The sequence below is a fragment of the Pedobacter nanyangensis genome, from assembly GCF_003313505.1.
GTDB lineage: Bacteria > Bacteroidota > Bacteroidia > Sphingobacteriales > Sphingobacteriaceae > Pedobacter > Pedobacter nanyangensis.
Genome location: NZ_QMHO01000003.1, coordinates 176946 through 198043 on the forward strand (window position 1 = coordinate 176946; position 21098 = coordinate 198043).

Consider the following 21098-nt stretch of genomic DNA (forward strand, 5'->3'; position numbering starts at 1 on the left):
TAACCTTATAAAAAAAGCCCCGCACGTACGGGGCTTTTTTATGCACTTAGGTAATTATAATGACTTGATCCATTTCACCAGTTCGTCTCTGCCTTTTCCTGTTTTTTGTTGCAGTTTACCCAACATCTCATCGTCTTTTCCTTCCTCGTATTTCAAATCATCATCAGTTAAATCTGCATAGGCTTGTTTAATCTTTCCTTTAAGTTCGTTCCATTTACCTTTTAATTCCAGCTTGTCCATAATCAATGTTTTTAAGTTAAAATCTGATTATAGGAACAACAGGAAAAACCCAACTATGTTTTACACCAAAAATTAATCCACTAAAAATGAAACCATTACAAACAAAAAAACCTAAATTCAGGCTACATGCCTTAATTTTTAACAACACACCAGTTTTTCGTCTTCATTATTTCTTTCCTGGTATATTTAAAGGGGTCAGCCAAAAAAAAGGACAGGCTAACTAAACCTGTCCTTATTTATGGATTTAAGTTGATGCTTACTTTTTAGAAGCCTCAATAATTTCATCAACCACCGCTGGATCTAATAAGGTTGAGGTGTCGCCTAGGTTTGAAGTTTCTCCTTCGGCAATTTTCCTCAAAATCCTACGCATAATTTTACCAGATCTGGTTTTAGGCAAGCCCGATACGAATAAGATTTTATCTGGTTTTGCAATAGCGCCAATCACTCTGGTAACCGTTTGCAGGATATCCTTTTTGGTTAACTCTGCATCCTGATGGTGGTTTGGATAAATGATAAATGCGTAAATCCCTTGTCCCTTCACATCGTGAGGATAACCTACCACTGCGCTTTCCACCACACCTGCGTGCATATTGATGGCATTTTCCACTTCGGCGGTTCCAATTCTATGGCCTGACACGTTCAATACATCATCAACCCTACCAGTAATTCTGTAGTAGCCATCTTCATCCCTCAAACATCCATCGCCTGTAAAATACATGCCCGGATAGGTAGAGAAATAAGTTTGGCGACAACGCTCGTGATCACCATAAGTAGTACGCAACATTCCCGGCCATGGAAATTTAATGCACAAGTTACCGCTTACATCATTACCTTCTATTTCAGTACCATTTTCATCAACCAGTACGGGCTGTATTCCCGGTAGTGGCAAGGTGGCGTAGCTAGGCTTGGTTTTGGTGACATTGGCAATTGGCGAAATCATAATTCCACCCGTTTCGGTTTGCCACCACGTATCTACAATTGGGGCTTTACCGTGGCCAATTTTTTCGTCAAACCAGTGCCAGGCCTCTTCGTTAATGGGTTCTCCTACCGATCCCAACACTCTTAATGAGCTTAAATCTTTCCCTTCTAAAGGCTCGTCTCCAAAACTCATCAATGATCTAATTGCCGTTGGTGCGGTGTAAAGAATGTTTACTTTGTGTTTCTCCACAATATCCCAAAAACGAGAAGGTGTTGGATAAGTAGGCACGCCTTCAAAAATCAATGAAGTAGCCCCTTGCGACAACGGCCCATAAACAATATAAGAGTGGCCGGTAATCCAGCCTATGTCTGCTGTGCAGAAATAAACCTCGTTTGGCTGATAGTTGAACACATTGCTAAAGGTATAACCGGCATAAACCATGTAGCCACCACAAGTGTGCACTACGCCTTTCGGTTTTCCTGTAGAACCAGAAGTATATAAAATGAACAATAGATCTTCCGCATCCATTTCTTCTGCTTCACAAACTGCATTGACGTGTTTCACCTCATCTTCCCACCACACATCTCTACCTTTTAACATGCTTACCGGAGTTCTTACATGGGTAAGCACAATTACTTTTTCTACCGTAGGGCAGCCAATTAAAGCATCATCAATCACATCTTTCAATGGAATGGGCTTCGCTCCGCGGTAAACACCATCGGCGGTAATGACCAACTTACATTTGGCATCGTTAATTCTATCCGCAATGGATTTGGCCGAGAAACCGCCAAATACGACCGAGTGCACAGCGCCAATGCGGGCACAGGCCAACACGGCAATGGCCAATTCAGGTACCATCGGCATATATATACAGATACGGTCACCTTTTTGCGCACCATTCCTTTTCAGTACGTTGGCAAACCGGCAAACCGCCTCGTGCAACATTTTATAGGTTAGCGTTACGCTTTCCTCTTCTGGGTTGTTAGGCTCCCATATAATGGCAGGCTTGTCTGCATGATGCTCCAAATGCCTGTCTAAACAATTTTCAGTGATATTAAGCTTGGCTCCTTCGAACCATTTGATGTTTGGCTCTTCAAAGTTCCACGAAAGAACTTTGTACCAGGGCTTTCTCCATTGGAAATTCTGGGCTACTTCGCCCCAGAACTGTTCAGGGTTTTCAATACTTTTTTGGTAGCTTTCTTCATACTGCTCCAAAGATTTGATTTGCATAGTATATCTATAATAGGTTGTGGATTGTTTGGATGCTAAAATAAGTAATTAAATACTATAAAAACATCAAAATCGTCTCAATTTTACAAACAACATATCAACAAACCTCTGGATTTTTTCAAATTTTCCCAATGCAAATGGGCATTAAAATAAACAGCCTTCACCAAGCAAATGGTAAAGGCTACAGTTCGAGCTGATAACTTAGTTTTATTGCTTCACAAAAAATTATTTCAACGAGGCCAAGCCACAAAGCTAAAGCAATACATTAAACAATAAAATACCCAAACCTGAGTATTTTTGAAAGATACAGCAGCATTTAGGGGATATTTTTTGCCCTGATCTATATAGATTAGCTACCCGTGATTTAGCTTTTATACGGTGCCTGAGAAACAACTTTAAAATATTTTTACAGCGCACTTGATGATTAGAAAAATTATTCTGATATTTGCAGGCTCTTAAAAAGAATTAAGCGACGAATAACAAATAACAAAATAAAGTCATGTCAAGAGTTTGTGATTTAACAGGAAAAACCGCGATGAAAGGACATAACGTTTCTCACTCGAACGTTAAAACTAAGCGCAAGTTTTATCCTAACCTACAACTTCAGAAGTTTTACATCCCTGAAGAAGATCGTTGGATAACACTAAAAGTATCTACTTCAGCTATTAAAACCATCAACAAAATTGGTGTTTCTGAAGCGATTAATCGTTTCATGAAAAAAGGATATTTGTAATAACATTTGCCGTAGCTACGGCATAAATAAATAAAGAAATGGCAAAAAAAGGTAACAGAGTTCAAGTTATTTTAGAGTGCACAGAGCATAAAACAAGCGGTATGCCTGGTATGTCTAGATATATCTCTACTAAAAACCGTAAAAACACTACTGAGCGTTTAGAGTTGAAAAAATACAACCCGGTTTTAAAGAAAGTAACCGTACACAAGGAAATTAAATAATTTTGAAGGGGTAAATGATTGGATTATAGTATTGAAATTCGGTCATTCTTAATTCACTCACTCAATCATTAAATTTAAAAAAACATGGCAAAGAAAGTAGTTGCAACCCTTAAAACAGGTACAGGTAAAGAATATTCAAAAGTGATCACCATGACTAAATCACCTAAAACTGGTGCTTATTCATTCAAAGAATCAATTGTTCACAATGATCACATTAAAGATGCTATTGCTGCAGCAAACAGCAAATAACAATATTCAAAGAATAGCTTAAGAGCCGTTCCGTACTAACGGAATGGCTTTTTTTATTTTATAAAACCGATCCAAATTTATTTAAGGAAGTGCTCATCGAACCTTGAAAAACAATAATTAATTGATGAAATTATGGGTTTATTCGATTTTTTCAAAAAGAAAGAAACCGCACCTGAAGCTCAGGAGGCGCTAGACAAAGGATTAGAAAAAACCAAGGAAGGTTTTTTTAGCAAGCTGACCAAAGCCGTTGCCGGAAAATCTACCGTTGACGATGATGTGCTGGACAATCTGGAGGAAGTTCTGGTAACTTCTGACGTTGGCGTGAGCACTACGCTAAAAATCATCGAAAGAATCCAGGAACGCGTTGCTAAAGACAAGTACCTATCTACCACCGAACTTAATGGCTTGTTAAGAGACGAAATTCAGCTATTACTTGCAGAAAACAACAGCAACGATTTCAGGAATTTCGAATATGGCGATCATAAGCCCTATGTCATTATGGTAGTTGGGGTAAATGGCGTTGGAAAAACAACCACCATAGGCAAACTTGCCCATAAACTGAAAAAAGAAAACCTTAACGTGGTATTGGGTGCCGCCGATACTTTCCGCGCTGCAGCGGTTGACCAGATCAAACTTTGGGGTGAACGTGTAGGCGTACGCGTAGTAGCACAAGCCATGGGCTCTGACCCAGCTTCGGTTGCTTTTGACACGTTACAATCGGCGGTTGCCAACAAAGAAGATGTGGTAATTATTGATACTGCTGGTCGTTTACACAACAAAGTTGGTTTGATGAACGAGCTAGGCAAGATCAAAAACGTGATGCAAAAGGTTGTTCCCAATGCCCCACATGAAATTTTATTGGTACTGGATGGCTCTACTGGACAAAATGCCTTTGAGCAGTGCAAACAATTTACTGAAGCTACCGATGTAAATGCTTTGGCCATTACCAAACTTGACGGCACTGCCAAAGGTGGTGTAGTTATTGGTATTTCAGATCAATTTAAAATTCCGGTAAAATATATTGGTGTAGGCGAAAAAATGGACGATCTACAGTTGTTCGACAAGAAAGAGTTTGTGAATAGTTTGTTTAAATAGCTATTTTTGTACTATGGCAAGCATCATTATCCATACCGACAATAAAAAAGACATCTCGCTGTTGAAGGAATTGGCTGAAAAAATGGGGTTATCTTCGCATATTTTAACTAAAGAAGAAAAGGAAGATGTAAACTTTGCTGAATTAATGAAGCAAAACGAAGAAAAGGACAATTTATTAAAAGAAGATGCAGCAGCCTACTATCGTACGTTAAAAAAGAAATAATGCTTGTTCAATACAACAAGAAGTTTCTAAAAGATCTTTCTTCCTTACCAAAAAAGGATAGAGAAAAAATCGAAAATTTCGTATTTGAAGAAATCAACCAATACGCTAACTCTGCTGAAATAAACAAATTAGAAAAGCTTTCAGGCTACCAATATTATATTATAAAATTAGATTTGGGAATTACCGTGTAGGTATTAAACTTGAAGAGGAAACGGTCACCTTCGAAAGAGTGCTTCATCGTAAAGAAATCTACAAATTATTTCCGTAACTATCATTTTAAGACAAAAATGATTACAAAAAACAAAACAACTACAAAAACGGCTCAACCAAAAATCAATGTGATTACCTTGGGTTGCTCTAAAAACACTTACGATTCAGAAGTGCTAATGGGACAACTGAAAGGCAACAACCTGAATGTTGAGCATGAAGCGAGCAAATTAGGGAAAGATGATATTGTAGTTATTAATACCTGTGGTTTTATTGATAATGCCAAGCAGGAATCTATCGATACCATTTTACAATACAGCCAGCTTAAAGACGAGGGCAAAGTAGGAAAGGTAATTGTTACCGGTTGTCTTTCTGAGCGCTACAAGCCAGATTTGGAAGCTGAAATTACCAACGTTGACGCCTACTTTGGCACCAACGACCTTCAAAATATATTGCACACTTTAGGTGCCAACTACAAGCACGAGCTGATCGGCGAACGTTTATTGTCCACGCCATCGCATTTTGCCTATTTCAAAATTGCTGAAGGCTGTAACCGCCCATGTTCTTTTTGTGCTATTCCGCTAATGCGTGGCAAACACGTTTCAAGAGACATGAACGAACTGGTGAATGAGGCAAAAATACTTGCCGCCAACGGCACCAAAGAACTTATCCTTATTGCACAGGACCTTACCTATTACGGTTTAGATTTATACGGAAAAAGAAACTTAGATGAACTTTTACGTCGTTTATCAGATGTAAATGGCATTGAATGGATCAGGTTACAATACGCCTACCCTTCTGGTTTTCCAATGGAAATTTTGGACGCGATGAATGAGCGTGAGAACATTTGCAAATATCTGGATATGCCGTTACAACATATTACAGATAACATGCTGAAATCCATGCGCCGTGGAATCACCAAACAAAAAACCATTGATATCGTTAACGAGATCAGGGCCAAGGTTCCAAACATCGCCATGCGTACCACGCTAATTTGTGGCTACCCTGGCGAGACCGAGCGTGATTTTGAGGAGATGTACCAATGGGTGGAACAAACTCGTTTTGATCGTTTGGGCTGTTTCACTTACTCACATGAGGAAAAAACGCATGCTTACGACTTGGTGGATGACGTTCCAGAAGACGTTAAACAAGAGCGTGTAGATGCCATTATGGAACTGCAACAGGGCATTTCTTTCGAAATTAACCAAGAAAAAGTAGGCAACACTTACAAGGTACTGGTTGATAGAAAAGAAGGAGATTTCTTTATTGGCCGTACCGAGTTTGACTCTCCAGAAGTAGACAACGAAGTATTAATTGATGCCAATTCTGGATATGCCGCTATTGGAAGCTTTGTAAATGTAAAAGTAGATAGAGCTGAAGATTTCGACTTGTACGGACAGATCGTAAAATAGGTTATATTTGCCGATATTTATTTTTGACAATTCGAACGGGTTACACGAGCTTATTGCCCAAAAAACTATTAACAAAGAATTTACCATCATAAGCGAAAGCAAGTTTAATCTATTAAAACAAAAATTATGACAACAGTTGAAAAACAAATAGAGCTACGTGATAAAATTCTTGTTGGATTAGAAAAAGTGTATGAAAAACTGATTGAGTTTAAAAGGCAAAAGAAATCAGAATTGGTAATACTTAAAGATGGCAAAATTGTAAAAATTAGGCCTTAGTAAATCCAAAACATATTATAAAAAAGTCGAGATACTACATCTCGACTTTTTCATTTAAGGCCATTTTTGGCGCAACTGCATAAAACTCGTTCTTAGATCCCGCAGGAACTGGGTCTTTTATTAATCTCCATGTAAAATAATTCTATCAGCTACACTTGTTTCAAAATTTAATTTAATTTCGAAATGTGAAGGCTAAATACATTTCTTATCAGGACACCCACTCCTTTTCGAACTTAGTTTTAGACTATGTGAATGATGTGGAGTTCCTAAAATCTTTCTACGGTTACAGACCAGATATGGATGGGCTGAAAAAAGCAGTAGACCATCACCAATTTATTGGAGATAGAAAGATTTTAGTTCAAGTGCTGCAACAACAGTATCAACAGATTAAGGTTAATAAAGCAGTTAGCCATAATATCGAATTACTACGCAACCAAAATACGTACACGGTAACTACGGGTCATCAACTCAATCTGTTTACGGGGCCACTTTACTTCATCTACAAAATTGTAACCACCATTAACCTGGCTTTGGAGCTTAAAATTGCATACCCGGAGAAAAATTTTGTGCCCGTTTATTGGATGGCTACAGAAGATCATGATTTTGAAGAAATCAACCATGTAAATGTAGATGAAAAAAACATCAGCTGGATCCAACAAACCAATGGCGCTACGGGAAGGCTAAGTACCAAAACCGTGGCTGCTGCCGTACAAGCTTACAAAGGTTATTTGGGGATCAGTAAAAATGGCAAAAAGTTGGCCAAATTGGTAGAGCAAGCTTATCTCGAAAATGATAACTTGGCAGATGCAACAAGAGTGTTGGTCAACAGCCTTTTTGAACAATATGGGTTGGTGATCATGAATGCAGATGATGCACAGCTAAAAGCGCAATTTGCCAACATCATTCAACAGGATATTACCCAGCAAAACAGCGCTAAGCTTACGGAAGAAACAAGCCAAGCATTAGAAAAACAAGGCTATAAAACTCAGGTTAATGGCCGAGATATCAACTTCTTTTACCTAAAAGATGATTTAAGAGAACGCATCATCAAAGAAGATGAAACGTATGTGGTGAACCACACCGACATTAAATTTACCGAAGAAGAAATCATTGCCGAGATCAACCAACATCCTGAAAGGTTTAGCCCCAATGTAATCATGAGGCCAATGTACCAAGAAGTAATTTTACCCAACATTGCCTATATTGGCGGCGGTGCCGAGGTTTCTTATTGGATGCAATTAAAAGCTAATTTTGATTTTTACAAGCTTAACTTCCCGGTGCTTTTATTAAGAAATTCAGCCTTGGTAGTAGATCAAAGAAGTTTTAACAATCTGAATAAATTGGGCTTCAACTTCGAAGACATTTTCCTGTCCACGCAGGCATTACAGGAAAAATGGATCAGGGCAAATAGCGATGCCAATATGAGCTTAAGCGATGAAAGGGCAACTGTAAGGGCTGCATTCGACAAAATCAAGCTAAATGCCTTCAAAATTGACAAAACTTTAGAGGTATCTGCCGATGCGGTACTTGCCAAAACAGAAAAGCTTTTGGACAAGTTAGAGAAAAAGTTTTTCAAGGCTGAAAAAAGAAATCACGAAGTATCCATTACACAAATAGAAAACGTCAAAAAAAGGTTGTTCCCTAACGGAACTTTACAAGAAAGAGTACTTAATCTTGCACCCATGTATGTCAATTATGGCGATGATTTTATTGCTACCTTAATTGAAAATTTTGAGCCTTTAGGAGGAGATTTCACGTTGATCCTTCCGTAAAAATGATTGAATTTTAAATGACTGAATGAGTGAATCATTAAAACATTTCAACCTTACAACAATTTAACCCTACAACAATTTAACAATGTTCCTCACTTTCACCGAAGAAAAATTACGAACCTTCACCTTTGCCGTATTTAAAAAAATGGGCTGTTCTGATGAGCATGCCAATTTAGCAACCGATGTTTTGGTACGTTCGGATTTAAGGGGAATAGACTCGCACGGTGTGGCCAGATTAAGTGGTTATTATCGCCTTTGGGAAAAGAACAGGATTAATGCTACCCCGAATATCAGGATTGTACACGAAACACCAACTACGGCCACCGTTGACGGTGATGCGGGCCTAGGGTTGGTGGTGGCACCATTTGCCATGAAAGTAGCAATAGAAAAAGCCGAAAAATATGGTAGCGGATGGGTTTCTGTCAAAAATTCTAATCATTTTGGGATTGCTGGCTACCACGCCTTAATGGCTGTAGAAAAAGAGATGATTGGCATTAGCATGACCAATGCCAGTCCGCTAGTTGCCCCTACTTATGCCAACGAACGTTTGCTAGGCACCAACCCAATGTGCTACGCTTTTCCGGCGGGCAAATATCCAGCAGTAGTGGTAGATATGGCCACGGCGGCGGCCGCTAACGGAAAATTGGAAATTGCTCAACGTGCCAACAATAATATTCCCGATGGTTGGGTGCAAGATAAAGATGGGCGTCAATCGATCAATCCTAATGAGTTAAAAGCCGGTGGTTCTTTACTTCCGCTAGGTAGCGATAAAGACCACGGTAGCCATAAAGGTTATGGGTTGGGAGCTACGGTTGATATTCTTTCGGCAGTATTATCAGGTGCAAATTACGGCCCCTGGGTACCCCCATTCGTAGCCTTTTTAGAGCCCGATCCCAATCCTGTTGGCGAAGGAATTGGCCATTTCCTAGGTGCTATGCGTGTAGATGGTTTCAGACCAGCACAAGACTTTAAAGACCATTTGGACAATTGGATTGAGCGTTTTAAAGGCGCTAAAACCATTGACGAAAACAAAAAGGTCATTATACCAGGCGAACCAGAATATCAGTTTGAGAACGAGCGTAAAAATGCCGGCATTCCGCTTATTGATGTAGTAGTGAACGACCTGAATAGTTTAGCAGAAAAAATTGGTGTAGCAAAGCTTTAAACCCGAGTTCAGTCTGAAATAAATTTATCCATAGCTTCCGCTGTGCTACAAGTCGGGGTGACGCTAATTCAGCACTCCGTCATGCTGACCACGAAGTAGCTGCGAAGCAAATTTAGTTCAGCATCAGTTTTTTATAGCCTAATTACCGATAAGTTAGTCGACACTCAGCTTAACGCTATTTCTTCACTTTAAACAGCCTGAAGCTTTCTTTATAAGTAAGGAAAAACGAGTGGTTAAACTGTAACTGTTTTTCTGATCTATCCAAATCGAAATGAGGTTCAAAGCGTACGTCGAGGTAGAGATTTGGCAATAATTCTTTTTGATAGATGTACCTCAGCATCAAAATATTTCGATGGTTTTGTGTGTAGCCTGCATCATTCATGGTTGCGGACACGGATTGGTACAAGGGCATTCCCCTAATGCTGATGAACTTATTTCCTTTCCAATAAGACGCTACTAAATTACCCCAGCGGGTATCAATCCCTGCGTTTAACCATAGGCCAAATCCACCCTGATAAGCCCTCACTTTGGTAGGTGAAAAATCTTTATAAGCCGCTACGTAGTTTTGCGTATATACTTGCCTTACGTGATAACCTATGTTTTTACTTAACGTAAATCCTGTGGCACCATTAAACAGCGTAGTGATGGGAATTTCCTTAAGCACATCGATTTGTCCGCCAGCATGATAAAATAACGATTGGGCCGGAATGGTCAACTTCCAATCCTCGTTTTTGATTACAGCAATATCAGCCGTAAAACCACCAACGATTTGTTCTTTCGCTGCATCTCCAGGGTAAATCATTTTCTGCCATGCAATCCAAGCGTCCAAATTAAATTTATCCTTGTCTATCAACAACTGTGTTCCATACTCGATAGGCCTGTCAATTTTACCTTCAAAATTGTACAAAGGTTCAATGTAATGATGTTGGATGTTACCTTCTAAACTACCAAAAACCAAGGTCAAATCATTTTTGCTGTATTTTACGTTAAATAAAGGCTTTGCATCAAACAATCCTCTTTCGTTTCCAAAATCCTTACGTAAATAAGCGCCGGCGGTAATGGCCAAATTTGGATGCGCATAATAAACCAATTGCGGCTCTAACTGCGTACCGTAAAGTGTATAACCATCGTGGAATTTATTCGAGTATTCATAATTTCTAACGTAATTGAAATTATAGAAATTAAGGTGCAGCTCATTAGCCAAACTATCTGCCGGACGGATACGGTTGTAAAGATAGTTGTTGTTCAACTGGGCCTGGGCTGAATGCACTAAAGCCAATAAAAAGATAACCAGTAAATGTTTTTTCATTTTTAAGTTTTTTGCTGCTGTCATTCAGAGCGAAGCGAAGAATCTCACGTTAGATTTCTCGTTCCTCAAAATGACGAAAGGTTACTCTCCCTTTTTTTCTCGAGATTTCTTGTAAAGTTTTACGGCAATCATGATCAAGAGTGCAACCCCCATGATCCCAATTAAACCATAAACCCAATCTAACGCACTTTTAAGGATCACGACAAATACGATCGCAATCATAAAAATAGTCGCCAGCTCACGCCATAAACGCAATTGAAAACTACTCCAACGATATCGGTCGTTTCTTAAACCAACGATGATCCTTCCGCAAATAAAATGGTAAATGAGCAAGCCCACTACAAAGCCCAGCTTTACCCACATCCAGTCCATTTGTAATAAGCCGCTATTGATATGGAGCATACACAATCCGGCCACTAAAGAGATCAGCATTGCGGGTTGGCAAATGATCTTCCATAGTGTAGCTTCCATTTTAGTGAATTGTTTCTTCAGCACACTTTTTTCAGGCTCAGCCTTATCGTTCGCCTCTGTATGATAAATAAACAAGCTGAGTAGATAGAACAGCCCCGCCATCCAGCTAATCACAAATACGATGTGAACTGCCTTAAAATATTGATAATATTCTGCCATTTTAACTTTATCGTCATGCTGAATTTATTTCAGCATCTGTAACATAAAAAAAGACCCTGAAATAAATTCAGGGTGACGGAAAATCAGTTAATACTTAAACGCTTTCACCACTTCGATCGCATATTTTACATTATCGAAAGGAATATCAGGCATAATGCCGTGGCCAAGGTTAAAGATGAAACCATTTTCGCCACGCATACGCTCAAACAACTTGTGTATTTGTGCTTTAATTACGGGCTGATCTGCATACAAAATATGAGGATCCAAATTTCCTTGTACGGCAATGCCAGCAGGCAATGCTTTTTTGATGTTCAGCAAATCAGCGTTCCAGTCAATCGAAACTACATCAGGTTTTGCCTCGGCCATGATTGGCGCAAAAACCGAACTCCCTTTACAGAAAGAAATTACCGGAATATTTGTTCTATTTAAACCTGCAATAATTTGTGCGTTATATTGGTGCGAAAACTCCTGATAATCGTTCCACGACAAGGCCAGGGCCCAGCTATCAAACAATTGAAGGGCATTTACGCCAGCCTCAATCTGCAAGTTCAAATAATCGATAGTTACCTTTGCAATTTTGGCTAACAGCTTATGGGCCAACTCAGGGCGGTTATGAATCAGCAATTTGGTCAATTTAAAATCTTTAGAAGAACCGCCTTCTACCAAATAGCTCATTACCGTAAAAGGAGCACCCGCAAAACCAATTAACGGAATACTGCCATTTAAACGTTGCTGAATTACTTTGATCGCATCAGCCACATATTGCAATTTATCCAGGCAATCCGTAGCCAAAGCATCAATATCAGCTTCGGTACGCACGGGGTTGGCAAACTTAGGTCCCACGCCCTGGGTAAAGCTCAAATCACCGCCCATGGCTTCGCCGGTTACCAAAATATCAGAGAACAAAATGGCCGCATCAATCCCCAACAAATCCACAGGCAACATGGTTACATCAGCCGCAATTTCCGGGGTTTTGCACATCTCTAAAAAAGAGTACTTGTTTTTGATTTCCCAGTATTGTGGCATAAAACGGCCTGCCTGCCTCATCATCCACACGGGTGGTCGTTCAGTTTGTTTTGAAAATGCTGCGTCTAAAAATAAATTGTTCTCCATGTTTTTTAATTTGCCAGTTTCTTGGCCTCTTTCTCAATATTTGTAATAATTTCTAAAGCTCTTGAGGATGTAGCCAGCTCTTTTGCCTTTTCAACATAAGCCAAAGCTCTTTCCCCTTCTTTTTTTCGGAGCGCTAAGTTAGCCAAATGAATTAAAACATAAGCTTTATCATTTTTACCACCTAAAGGGAAACGGCTGGCCACCTGAAAATGAAACTCAGCCTGCTCATAATCCTCCCTTTTCAGGGCGATATTGGCACGCATAAATTCGTAAAAGCCTCTCCTGTTCTTAGCCAACCGATCGGGATTGGCCACCTCGTTCAAAACTTTCTCTGCCCTATCGTATTCAGAATTTTTGAAATATTTAGAAGCTAAAAGCACTGAACTGTGCTTAAAATGGCTCCATAGTATAAAACAGAAAAGCAGGCCCGAAATTGCGGCCAGCTGATACTGCTGATAATATAAACTTACTAATGCCGAGAGCACAAAAATGCCCATCAGCACATACCTACCCAGTTTATTGTACATTAGTGCGTATCGGTAAATTTATAACCTACCCCTCTAATAGAATGGAAATAGATTGGATTTTTTTGATCAGGCTCAAAATATTTACGGAAAGTAAGGATAAAGTTATCGATGGTCCTGGTAGAAGGATAAACATCGTAGTTCCAAACCGTTTCCAAAATCTGCTCGCGAGAAACGGCTTCGTTTTTGCGCTCAATCAAAAGTTTCAGCAGCATGGTTTCCTTTTTGGTTAACGGCACCACCGTACCATCGTCCTGTTTCAGTTCAAAGGAGTTAAAATAAATAGTTTTATCCCCAATTTTGTAAGAGTTAAGTTCTTTTAAATCGTCTGGTTTTAGGCTACGTTTCACCAAAATTCCTACCCTTAAAATCAGCTCTTCCAAGTTAAAAGGTTTTACCAAATAATCATCAGCTCCTTTTTTAAGTCCCATTACCCTGTCTTCGCTGGTATTTTTAGCGGTAAGGAAAAGAATGGGCACTTCAGTATTCTCCAAACGGATCGTTTCACAAACCTGAAAACCATCCATTTCCGGCAACATCACGTCTAAAACAACCAAGTTAAAGCGTTCTTCTTTAAATACTTTCAAGGCAGTTTTACCGTCTTTAACAGCGTGAACTTTATAACCTTCAAGTTCGAGGTTTAATTTGATGGCATCCAACAAGTGATCTTCGTCTTCAACCAGTAGTACTCTTAATTTTTGTGACATATTAGTTAAATGTTACTTCAAAAATTGCACCGTGAGGTACGTTATCTTTAACGCTGATGTCAGCGTCGTGGTTTTGTAATACTTCCTTAACAATAAACAAGCCAAGTCCTGTACCCTTACTTTTACGCACATTTTCATCGCCCACACGGTAAAATTTATCAAAAATATGCATCTTTTCACTGTCCGGAATGCCCAATCCCTTGTCTGAAACCACTAATTTCGGCTTTCCGTCATTTTGGCACAGCTTTACTGTAATTTCGGCACAAGGGCCTGAATATTTAACGGCATTCTCCACCAGGTTGTTTACTACCGATGATAAGGCAAACTGGTCGCCTTCAATTACCACACCATCTTGTATATCCGTAGAAATAATTTGCTCACAACCACACGAATGCACCTGCAAACGGTCCGCAATTCTTGTCACCAATTCCGAAAAATCAAACTTCTCTTTAGGAAAAGAGTAGGTTTTACTCTCAATTTTGGTAGCCAACAGCATGTTCTCCACCAAATCATCTAAACGCTCTACATCTTTCAATGAGTTTTTGATCAAAACCGTACGTTGTTCTTTATCCAACTCCCTGCGCACAATGGTTTGCAGCGAAAGTTTAATGGCCGCAAGGGGACTTTTTAACTCGTGGGTAACCGAAAGCAGAAAATTCTGTTGGTTTTCATGCAATTTATCTTCCTTTTTAATGGAAGCATGGATGAAATAAGCACCAATTCCCAGCAAAAACAAAAACACAGCGCCCTCGCCCATGATCATCGGCATACGGCTAGGATCAATCTTCACCACCAACATGCCCCAACTAATGAGCTGCCCCAAGGCGTAGAACAACAAAATGTAAAATATGATAATGGATTTTTTCATACCTATAATCCCCTAACTCAGGACTTAAATTTAACTATTATTATTTGAAAAGCAGTTCCTGTAATCCTTCGGCTCCTACAGTCCCGCTTTCCGTTACAATCTTTTTGTGATCGTTAGTGAACAAACCTCGCAGGTTTTAAAAACCTGTGAGGTTTGCTAGCAGTCAAAGCCACAAAAAGTATTTCCACTTCAATCGGGTTTAATTTACAACCCCTCTCTGTCCTTTGGACATCTATTGATAGCTATTTATTGTATTTTGGTCTCAATGAGCTCGCTACGCTTCGGTTCTCCCCTAAAAAGGGTGAGCATAGCGCCTATTAACGCCGTTGCGAGCTTTGCGAAGCAATCTTCAATATCATTACAAAAAGCTTTAAGATTGCTTCTTCGTTCCTCATCGCAATGACGATTAGCCAGCTAAATCTTTAATCTTTGCTCCTTTATCTTTGTTCCAATTATTTCTCAAAAACAACTTCCAAAGCTTCAAAAATGGCCTGTTTTGCTTTATCTAACTCTACGCTAGTGTGTGCGGCACTTACAAAGCCAACCTCATAACCTGATGGGCCAAAGTAAATGCCACGGTTCAATAATTCGCGGTGCATCACCTTAAATTTCTCCATACTTGCCGGATCAATATCTTCGGCAGTTTTAAGGTCCTTATCGGTAAAAGCAAACCAAAAAATGGAGCCTACCGTAAAAATTTTCAATTCGTAACCTTTAGCGGCGATATGTGCTTTCAAGTCATTCACAAAAGCCTGTGCTTTGGCATTCAATTCATCATAAAAACCGGCACTACTCAAAATGGTTAAGGCCGCTATTCCTGCGGCCATAGCCACAGGATTACCCGAAAGTGTACCCGCTTGGTAAACGCCACCATCAGGAGAAATGTGTGCCATGATCTCGTTAGAGGCACCGTACATGCCTACCGGCAAACCACCGCCAATGATTTTTCCATAGGTTACAATATCTGGCTTAATGCCATAATAAGCCGCAGCACCTTCAAAACCTACCCTAAAGCCAGTAATTACTTCATCAAAAATCAACAAAGCCCCATTAGCAGTACAGGTTTCACTCAGGAACTGAACGTAATCTTTATCCTGGATCAATAAGCCATTATTTGCCGGGATCCCCTCAATAATCACCGCAGCTACATCATCTTTAAATTGCGCAAAAGCTTCGGTTACTGCTTGTTTGTCATTTAAGCCGATCACAATGGTTTCATCAGCAAAAGCCTTTGGAACGCCTGCCGAAGAAGTTTCCCCGAAAGTGACCAAGCCTGAGCCCGCTTTCACCAAAAGCGAATCGCTGTGACCATGGTAGCAACCTTCAAACTTGATGATTTTGTTCCTGCGTGTGTAACCTCTGGCCAAACGGATGGCCGACATTACCGCTTCTGTTCCAGAACTGGTAAAACGAATTTTCTCTACAAAGCGATTGTTCTTGATAATAAGCTCTGCCAGTTCATTTTCCAAAGCGGTAGGTGCGCCAAAGCTCATGCCATTTTGCATCACTTCAGTTACTTTCTCTCTAATTTTGGCATGGTTATGTCCCAAAATCAAAGGCCCCCAGCTGGCACAAAAATCAATAAACTGGTTGCCGTCCGCATCCCAAATGTAGGGGCCATCACCTTTTTGGATAAACAATGGCGTACCATAAACTGATTTAAAAGCTCTTACCGGCGAATTTACGCCTCCAGGGAAATAAGTTTTCGATTTTTCGTATAATTCTGCCGATTTGGCTCTTGATATATCTTGCATTTGTTAAGTTATAGGTTGTAAGTGGTAAGTTATACGTTTTTGGAAGTGCAAATAGTAAAACTTACCACTTACTACTTTTACATCCATTTATTCTCTACAATATCTCTAATGTGGTAAGTGGTAATGATACTTGCTCCTGCTCGGGCAAAGGCATACATGGTTTCCATCACTACTTTTTGTTCATCTATCCAGCCTTTTTCCGCAGCAGCCTTAATCATGGAGTATTCGCCTGAAACATTATAAACCGCAATAGGCAATTTGGTATTTTGCTTCAACTTCGCAATCACATCCAAATAAGCCAAACCTGGTTTTACCATGAGCACATCGGCACCTTCGGCTTCATCTAGCAAAGCTTCCCTTAGCGCTTCTGCAGGGTTCCGGAAATCCATTTGGTAGGCTTTTCTATCGCCTTTGTTTGGTGCACAATCTGCCGCTTCCCTAAAAGGTCCGTAATAAGCCGAAGCAAACTTGGTGGCATGGCTCATTACCGCTACGTTTTCAAATCCAGCACCATCTAATTTCTCACGAATAGCCGCCACCCTGCCATCCATCATATCCGAAGGGGCAAGCATATCTGCGCCTGCTTCCGAATGATTTAAGGCCATTTTAGCAATTAGTTCAACTGTTGCATCATTTTGAACGTAGTCATTGTGCATAATGCCGCAGTGGCCATGATTGGTGTACGAACACACACAAACATCGGTAACAACATATAGGTCATCACCAAATTGCTTTTTCAACTCTCTTACCGTCACTGGTACCAAAGAATTGGGATCGTAAGCAGATTTTGCGTCTTCGCTTTTCTCATCGCCCACACCAAACAACATGATTTTGTTAACGCCTAGGTTTAAACCTTTCTCTACATCTTTTACTAAAGTGTCGGTAGAAAAATGGCTGATGCCCGGCATGGCATCTATTGGATGGGTTACGTTATTTCCCGGAACTACGAAATAAGGATAAACAAACATGTCTTTCGACAGCTTGGTTTCGGCCACCATTTCTCTTACAATGGGATTTTTCCTTAGCCTACGTGGTCTGTGCAGCATAATCAGTATTTTAGATATGAGTATCTAGTATTGAGATTTTATTAGTACAAAAATGCAAAGACAGAAACATTATATTCTGATGTTTCTGTCATTTGTAAAGTCTTTACGTTAGTTTAACATTCTATTAGAGTCATCCTCAGGAGATTCCTCCTATCGTCTGAATGGTGAAAAGAACAATGCTCATTTTCATTCGACAACTGTCCAGATTATTTGGGAAGCTCAGGATAACAAATAAGAAAATCTATTTCACCTCGATGCCAAAAACAGCCTCAGCTAAACCAATTTCATCTGGTGAATAAGGCAAAGCGTATTTCACGCCCATTTCGTCAAACTTTTTACCCGTAGAGTTACCAATGGCAATTACTTTTTGCTCTGGTTCCAAAAGGTTTTCAACGAAATAAGCATCCACATTACTTGGGCTGGTAAAAATCAGCACGTCTGCCGAGGAGCCGTCCACATTTTCTTCCATCACCGTTTCATAAATAGGTAGGTCTATCACCTTGGTTTCAGGCGTTAAAAACTTTTGCATGGTCAACAACGAATCCTGTGCACGAGGAAAAACTACGGTTTGTCCATCTGCTGTTTTGGCAAAGTCTTGCGCCACCTCTTCTATTTCTCCACCTTCACCTACAAAATCAGCCAGGTGGCCAAATTTACGCAACGAGTCTTCTGAACCACGGCCTACTACGCCAAACTTTACTTTTTTAGGCAAAACTGGGTTGAGCTTAAAGAAATATTCTACCCCATTTCTGCTACTGAAGAATACCCAGTCGGCATTTTTAAGGAAGAAATCATCTAATACATTTACAATGGGGAACGTACGGATCAATGAGCGACCATCTATTTCGATGTTTTGTTTTTCTAATGCTTTACGGAAATAACTGTTCTCGCCAACTTCTCTTGAGATGAAAACCTTGGCGGGCATTTTTCTGTCCGCAGCATATTTTGCTACAATTTGTTCCGCCAAACCTTCAGTGGAAGCGGCTCTCAAAAACAATCTGTCTGGAAAATCTTCATCGGTCTCGGCCTTAGAAGTCCAAACTTCAAACTCACCATCTTCTTTTCTGCAGAAACAGCCCAAAGGCATGTGACAACCGCCTTCAAAAAGGTTCAGCACCTTACGTTCTACGGCAATGGTCTCTACGGTTTCGGGGTCATTTATTTTTTGAAGCTCATTGAAAAGCTCGGTATCATTTTCTCTAATTTGAATGGCTAAAGCGCCTTGGGCTGGCGCAGGGACAATTTCCGTAGGATCAATCACCTCAACGTGGAATTCGCTCAAATCTAAATTCAAACGATTTACGCCGGCCCTGGCCAATACAATCGCATCGTAATCTTCATCACGCAATTTTTGAATACGGGTTGGAACATTGCCCCGCAAATCCTCGATGTTCAAATCGGGTCTTAGCGCTAAAAGTTGTGCCTTACGACGATTGGAGGATGTGCCTACCATAGCTCCTTTCTTCAAAGAAAGTTTATGGCTTACATCTACACAGTCTTTTAAGATCAAAAGCAACTCGGCTGGGTCTTCCCGTTCAGGCACCGCTGCAATAATTAACCCCGGAGGGTTTGTTGTGGGCAAATCTTTATGCGAGTGCACGGCAATATCGATAGTACCATTGATGAGCTCTTCTTCCAATTCCTTAGTGAAAAAACCTTTTCCTTCTAACTTATCAAGCCTAAGATTAAGGATTTTATCGCCCTGCGTTTTAATGATTTTAAGTTCCGCCTCAATGCCAATGCCGGCTAATCTATCTTTGGTATAGTTGGCTTGCCAAAGAGCCAAATCACTACCGCGTGTTCCGATAATTACTTTCTTCACTTTGTATTAAGATTTTGCGCTAAAATAAGAAATTTGATGTGATAATTTGAAAATGAGAAGATTTGATCATGTGATTGTCTGATTATTTGACAATGCGATATAGGTCCTATCATCAAATCTCTAAACTTTTCCGACTTTGCGGACTGATTAGCTGTTTTTAACCAAAATTTCTTTGGCCATTACCATAGGTACGCTAATGTATTTTTTCTCCATATAGCTAATTACCTGCTCTAAAACGGCTTTAGCTTCGTCGTCAAGCGCATTGATTTCCTCAGCAAATACGGTATTTACCGCTTTTTCCTTAATCTCCTTGATTTTTTTGGGAACTTCGCTCATGGCCAACTCCACCCGGCGTTGGCGTAGTACCGACTCAAACTCCCTGATATTCTCCTCGATGATGTGTTCGGCATGTACCAGTTCATCATAACGCTCTTGGATATTTTTACGGGCCACCTCTTTTAAAGATTCCACCTCGATGTAGTGGATGGGGAAATTTTCACGTACTTCTAGAGCGGTATCGTTTGGAACGGCCAGGTCTACAATCACCTTTTTACCTGTTTCGCCGTTCAGCAAACTGCTATAAATTTCGGTAGTTAAAATAGGCGATGTGGCACCTGTACAGGTAATGATTACGTCAAAACCATCTTTGTAATTAGCCAGCTCGCTTAGCGGATAGGCCTTGCCGTTCAACTCATTAGCCAAAGCTTCTGCTTTCTCTAAAGTTCTGTTGAATACTGAAAAATTAGAGTATTTGTGTTTTTTTAGATATTGGGCAATGTTGTTATTGGTTTCGCCTGCACCAATGATTAGCAAGCGAGAATTGCCACACATATTGAGTTCGCGAAGTTTTCTATACGCTAGGGAAACTACCGAAACCGGATTTCTTGAAATGTTGGTGTGTGTATAAACCTCTTTAGCAGTTTTCACCACTCGGTTCATGATCATGCGCATATAGTCGCCTGTAAAGCCCGCCTTTTGGCAAGCATCATAAGCTTTACGCACCTGGGCTAAAATTTCCTTTTCACCAACCACTAAACTTTCTAAGGAACACGAGGTACGCAGCAAGTGGTTAAAAGCTTCTTCTTTTTCGTAAGTAGAAACGTTGTTGATGAAGTTTTCCATGTATTCTTCGGGAAGCCCCATATCCAACACATGCAAAAACCTAGAAATAAAAGATTTGTCTAACTCGGCTGCAGCGGTAAAAACAAATTCTACACGATTACAAGTACCAACGTAGAATATCTCTTTGATACTCAGCTCAGACTGGATATTCCTCAACCTATCGTCCAACGTTTGCTCACAGATAACCAATTTCCCTAATGATTTTAGGTCAATTTGCTTATGTGTAAATGCAATAATCTTTAAATATTCCAAAATGGTTAGCCCCTAGTTATTTTAGCGCAACAAAAGTAATAACGCAATTGGGCTTATCTGTCATTATGCTGTAATTTAGGCTAATTTAGAAAGGTTTTAAATAATAAAACAACCAAATAAACCTAAACATAATAGTTTTATAACGAATTAAAAACGATTCTGAAATGGCTAAAAAGAGTGTTGAATTGATGAAACTTGCACCTCAAGGG

22 protein-coding genes are annotated in these 21098 nt (G+C 39.9%); 10 read left to right on the plus strand and 12 right to left on the minus strand.

The annotated features are described in order from the left end of the window. Window positions 1-54: 54 nt before the first annotated feature. Together DUT71_RS06755 and acs are read right to left on the minus strand one after the other, a co-directional pair. The gene (locus DUT71_RS06755) at window positions 55-240 is read right to left on the minus strand and encodes a CsbD family protein (RefSeq protein ID WP_113661780.1); all 186 of its coding nucleotides are present in this window, start codon (window positions 238-240) and stop codon (window positions 55-57) included. Window positions 241-496: 256 nt separating this feature from the next. Then, window positions 497-2389: an acetate--CoA ligase gene (acs, locus tag DUT71_RS06760; protein WP_113661781.1), complete on the minus strand. Its 1893-nt coding sequence runs from the start codon at window positions 2387-2389 to the stop codon at window positions 497-499. 499 nt (window positions 2390-2888) lie between these two features. Here acs and rpmB point away from each other — a divergent pair, with 499 nt between their 5' ends. The 10 genes from rpmB to DUT71_RS06805 all read left to right on the plus strand — a co-directional run bounded on the left by rpmB (window position 2889) and on the right by DUT71_RS06805 (window position 9742). Next, complete coding sequence (gene rpmB, locus DUT71_RS06765; protein ID WP_097132999.1) at window positions 2889-3122, plus strand: 50S ribosomal protein L28; 234 nt, start codon at window positions 2889-2891, stop codon at window positions 3120-3122. A 38-nt stretch (window positions 3123-3160) separates the two neighbouring features. Beyond that, entirely contained in the window at window positions 3161-3343 is a 183-nt protein-coding gene (gene rpmG, locus DUT71_RS06770; RefSeq protein ID WP_107216618.1) for a 50S ribosomal protein L33, read from the plus strand. Window positions 3344-3427: 84 nt separating this feature from the next. Continuing rightward, a complete protein-coding gene (locus DUT71_RS06775; protein WP_113661782.1) occupies window positions 3428-3592 on the plus strand; it encodes a DUF4295 domain-containing protein in 165 nt (54 codons plus the stop codon). 132 nt (window positions 3593-3724) lie between these two features. After that, on the plus strand, window positions 3725-4687 hold the full coding sequence (ftsY, locus tag DUT71_RS06780) for a signal recognition particle-docking protein FtsY (protein ID WP_113661783.1): 963 nt from the start codon (window positions 3725-3727) through the stop codon (window positions 4685-4687). A gap of 13 nt (window positions 4688-4700) precedes the next feature. Beyond that, window positions 4701-4910 carry a hypothetical protein gene (locus DUT71_RS06785; RefSeq protein WP_113661784.1) on the plus strand — a complete coding sequence of 70 codons (210 nt, stop codon included), beginning with the start codon at window positions 4701-4703 and terminating at the stop codon, window positions 4908-4910. Beyond that, window positions 4910-5101 (plus strand): hypothetical protein, encoded by a 192-nt coding sequence (locus tag DUT71_RS06790; protein WP_205313875.1) that lies wholly within the window; start codon window positions 4910-4912, stop codon window positions 5099-5101. Before DUT71_RS06785 ends, DUT71_RS06790 begins: the two co-directional genes overlap by 1 nt. A gap of 96 nt (window positions 5102-5197) precedes the next feature. Continuing rightward, window positions 5198-6529, plus strand: coding sequence for a 30S ribosomal protein S12 methylthiotransferase RimO (gene rimO, locus DUT71_RS06795; RefSeq protein ID WP_113661785.1), 1332 nt, complete (start codon window positions 5198-5200; stop codon window positions 6527-6529). Window positions 6530-6655: 126 nt separating this feature from the next. Next, window positions 6656-6805 (plus strand): hypothetical protein, encoded by a 150-nt coding sequence (locus DUT71_RS20350; RefSeq protein ID WP_205313876.1) that lies wholly within the window; start codon window positions 6656-6658, stop codon window positions 6803-6805. A gap of 185 nt (window positions 6806-6990) precedes the next feature. After that, complete coding sequence (bshC, locus tag DUT71_RS06800) at window positions 6991-8577, plus strand: bacillithiol biosynthesis cysteine-adding enzyme BshC (protein ID WP_113661786.1); 1587 nt, start codon at window positions 6991-6993, stop codon at window positions 8575-8577. Between the two features lie 85 nt (window positions 8578-8662). Next, entirely contained in the window at window positions 8663-9742 is a 1080-nt protein-coding gene (locus DUT71_RS06805) for an Ldh family oxidoreductase (RefSeq protein WP_113661787.1), read from the plus strand. Window positions 9743-9917: 175 nt separating this feature from the next. Here DUT71_RS06805 and DUT71_RS06810 read toward each other — a convergent pair whose 3' ends face one another. The 10 genes from DUT71_RS06810 to hemA form a co-directional block, all read right to left on the minus strand. After that, window positions 9918-11051 (minus strand): hypothetical protein, encoded by a 1134-nt coding sequence (locus tag DUT71_RS06810; RefSeq protein ID WP_162795959.1) that lies wholly within the window; start codon window positions 11049-11051, stop codon window positions 9918-9920. 81 nt (window positions 11052-11132) lie between these two features. After that, window positions 11133-11681, minus strand: coding sequence for a CopD family protein (locus DUT71_RS06815; RefSeq protein ID WP_113661789.1), 549 nt, complete (start codon window positions 11679-11681; stop codon window positions 11133-11135). Between the two features lie 87 nt (window positions 11682-11768). Next, window positions 11769-12794, minus strand: a complete 1026-nt coding sequence (gene hemE / locus DUT71_RS06820) for a uroporphyrinogen decarboxylase (protein ID WP_113661790.1) — start codon at window positions 12792-12794, stop codon at window positions 11769-11771. Between the two features lie 5 nt (window positions 12795-12799). Next, the gene (locus DUT71_RS06825) at window positions 12800-13321 is read right to left on the minus strand and encodes a tetratricopeptide repeat protein (RefSeq protein ID WP_113661791.1); all 522 of its coding nucleotides are present in this window, start codon (window positions 13319-13321) and stop codon (window positions 12800-12802) included. Then, on the minus strand, window positions 13321-14025 hold the full coding sequence (locus DUT71_RS06830) for a response regulator transcription factor (RefSeq protein ID WP_113661792.1): 705 nt from the start codon (window positions 14023-14025) through the stop codon (window positions 13321-13323). The genes DUT71_RS06825 and DUT71_RS06830 overlap by 1 nt, the downstream gene beginning before the upstream one ends. A 1-nt stretch (window position 14026) precedes the next feature. Further along, the gene (locus DUT71_RS06835) at window positions 14027-14893 is read right to left on the minus strand and encodes a sensor histidine kinase (protein WP_113661793.1); all 867 of its coding nucleotides are present in this window, start codon (window positions 14891-14893) and stop codon (window positions 14027-14029) included. A 452-nt stretch (window positions 14894-15345) separates the two neighbouring features. Then, entirely contained in the window at window positions 15346-16647 is a 1302-nt protein-coding gene (gene hemL / locus DUT71_RS06840; protein WP_113661794.1) for a glutamate-1-semialdehyde 2,1-aminomutase, read from the minus strand. Between the two features lie 77 nt (window positions 16648-16724). Continuing rightward, a complete protein-coding gene (gene hemB, locus DUT71_RS06845) occupies window positions 16725-17693 on the minus strand; it encodes a porphobilinogen synthase (protein ID WP_113661795.1) in 969 nt (322 codons plus the stop codon). 241 nt (window positions 17694-17934) lie between these two features. Beyond that, window positions 17935-19515, minus strand: a complete 1581-nt coding sequence (gene hemC / locus DUT71_RS06850; RefSeq protein ID WP_113661796.1) for a hydroxymethylbilane synthase — start codon at window positions 19513-19515, stop codon at window positions 17935-17937. Between the two features lie 147 nt (window positions 19516-19662). Continuing rightward, window positions 19663-20889 (minus strand): glutamyl-tRNA reductase, encoded by a 1227-nt coding sequence (gene hemA / locus DUT71_RS06855; RefSeq protein WP_113661797.1) that lies wholly within the window; start codon window positions 20887-20889, stop codon window positions 19663-19665. Window positions 20890-21098 lie beyond the last annotated feature (209 nt).

Bases quoted from the DNA above. Each gene is read 5' to 3' on its own strand.
- DUT71_RS06775 (WP_113661782.1), top strand. From the start codon at position 3,428: ATGGCAAAGAAAGTAGTTGCAACCCTTAAAACAGGTACAGGTAAAGAA.
- rpmG (WP_107216618.1), top strand. From the start codon at position 3,161: ATGGCAAAAAAAGGTAACAGAGTTCAAGTTATTTTAGAGTGCACAGAG.
- DUT71_RS06790 (WP_205313875.1), top strand. From the start codon at position 4,910: ATGCTTGTTCAATACAACAAGAAGTTTCTAAAAGATCTTTCTTCCTTA.
- DUT71_RS20350 (WP_205313876.1), top strand. From the start codon at position 6,656: ATGACAACAGTTGAAAAACAAATAGAGCTACGTGATAAAATTCTTGTT.
- hemB (WP_113661795.1), bottom strand. From the start codon at position 17,693: ATGCTGCACAGACCACGTAGGCTAAGGAAAAATCCCATTGTAAGAGAA.
- DUT71_RS06815 (WP_113661789.1), bottom strand. From the start codon at position 11,681: ATGGCAGAATATTATCAATATTTTAAGGCAGTTCACATCGTATTTGTG.
- DUT71_RS06805 (WP_113661787.1), top strand. From the start codon at position 8,663: ATGTTCCTCACTTTCACCGAAGAAAAATTACGAACCTTCACCTTTGCC.
- DUT71_RS06825 (WP_113661791.1), bottom strand. From the start codon at position 13,321: ATGTACAATAAACTGGGTAGGTATGTGCTGATGGGCATTTTTGTGCTC.
- hemL (WP_113661794.1), bottom strand. From the start codon at position 16,647: ATGCAAGATATATCAAGAGCCAAATCGGCAGAATTATACGAAAAATCG.
- DUT71_RS06755 (WP_113661780.1), bottom strand. From the start codon at position 240: ATGGACAAGCTGGAATTAAAAGGTAAATGGAACGAACTTAAAGGAAAG.
- rimO (WP_113661785.1), top strand. From the start codon at position 5,198: ATGATTACAAAAAACAAAACAACTACAAAAACGGCTCAACCAAAAATC.
- DUT71_RS06810 (WP_162795959.1), bottom strand. From the start codon at position 11,051: ATGAAAAAACATTTACTGGTTATCTTTTTATTGGCTTTAGTGCATTCA.
- acs (WP_113661781.1), bottom strand. From the start codon at position 2,389: ATGCAAATCAAATCTTTGGAGCAGTATGAAGAAAGCTACCAAAAAAGT.
- hemE (WP_113661790.1), bottom strand. From the start codon at position 12,794: ATGGAGAACAATTTATTTTTAGACGCAGCATTTTCAAAACAAACTGAA.
- DUT71_RS06835 (WP_113661793.1), bottom strand. From the start codon at position 14,893: ATGAAAAAATCCATTATCATATTTTACATTTTGTTGTTCTACGCCTTG.
- DUT71_RS06785 (WP_113661784.1), top strand. From the start codon at position 4,701: ATGGCAAGCATCATTATCCATACCGACAATAAAAAAGACATCTCGCTG.
- ftsY (WP_113661783.1), top strand. From the start codon at position 3,725: ATGGGTTTATTCGATTTTTTCAAAAAGAAAGAAACCGCACCTGAAGCT.
- DUT71_RS06830 (WP_113661792.1), bottom strand. From the start codon at position 14,025: ATGTCACAAAAATTAAGAGTACTACTGGTTGAAGACGAAGATCACTTG.
- rpmB (WP_097132999.1), top strand. From the start codon at position 2,889: ATGTCAAGAGTTTGTGATTTAACAGGAAAAACCGCGATGAAAGGACAT.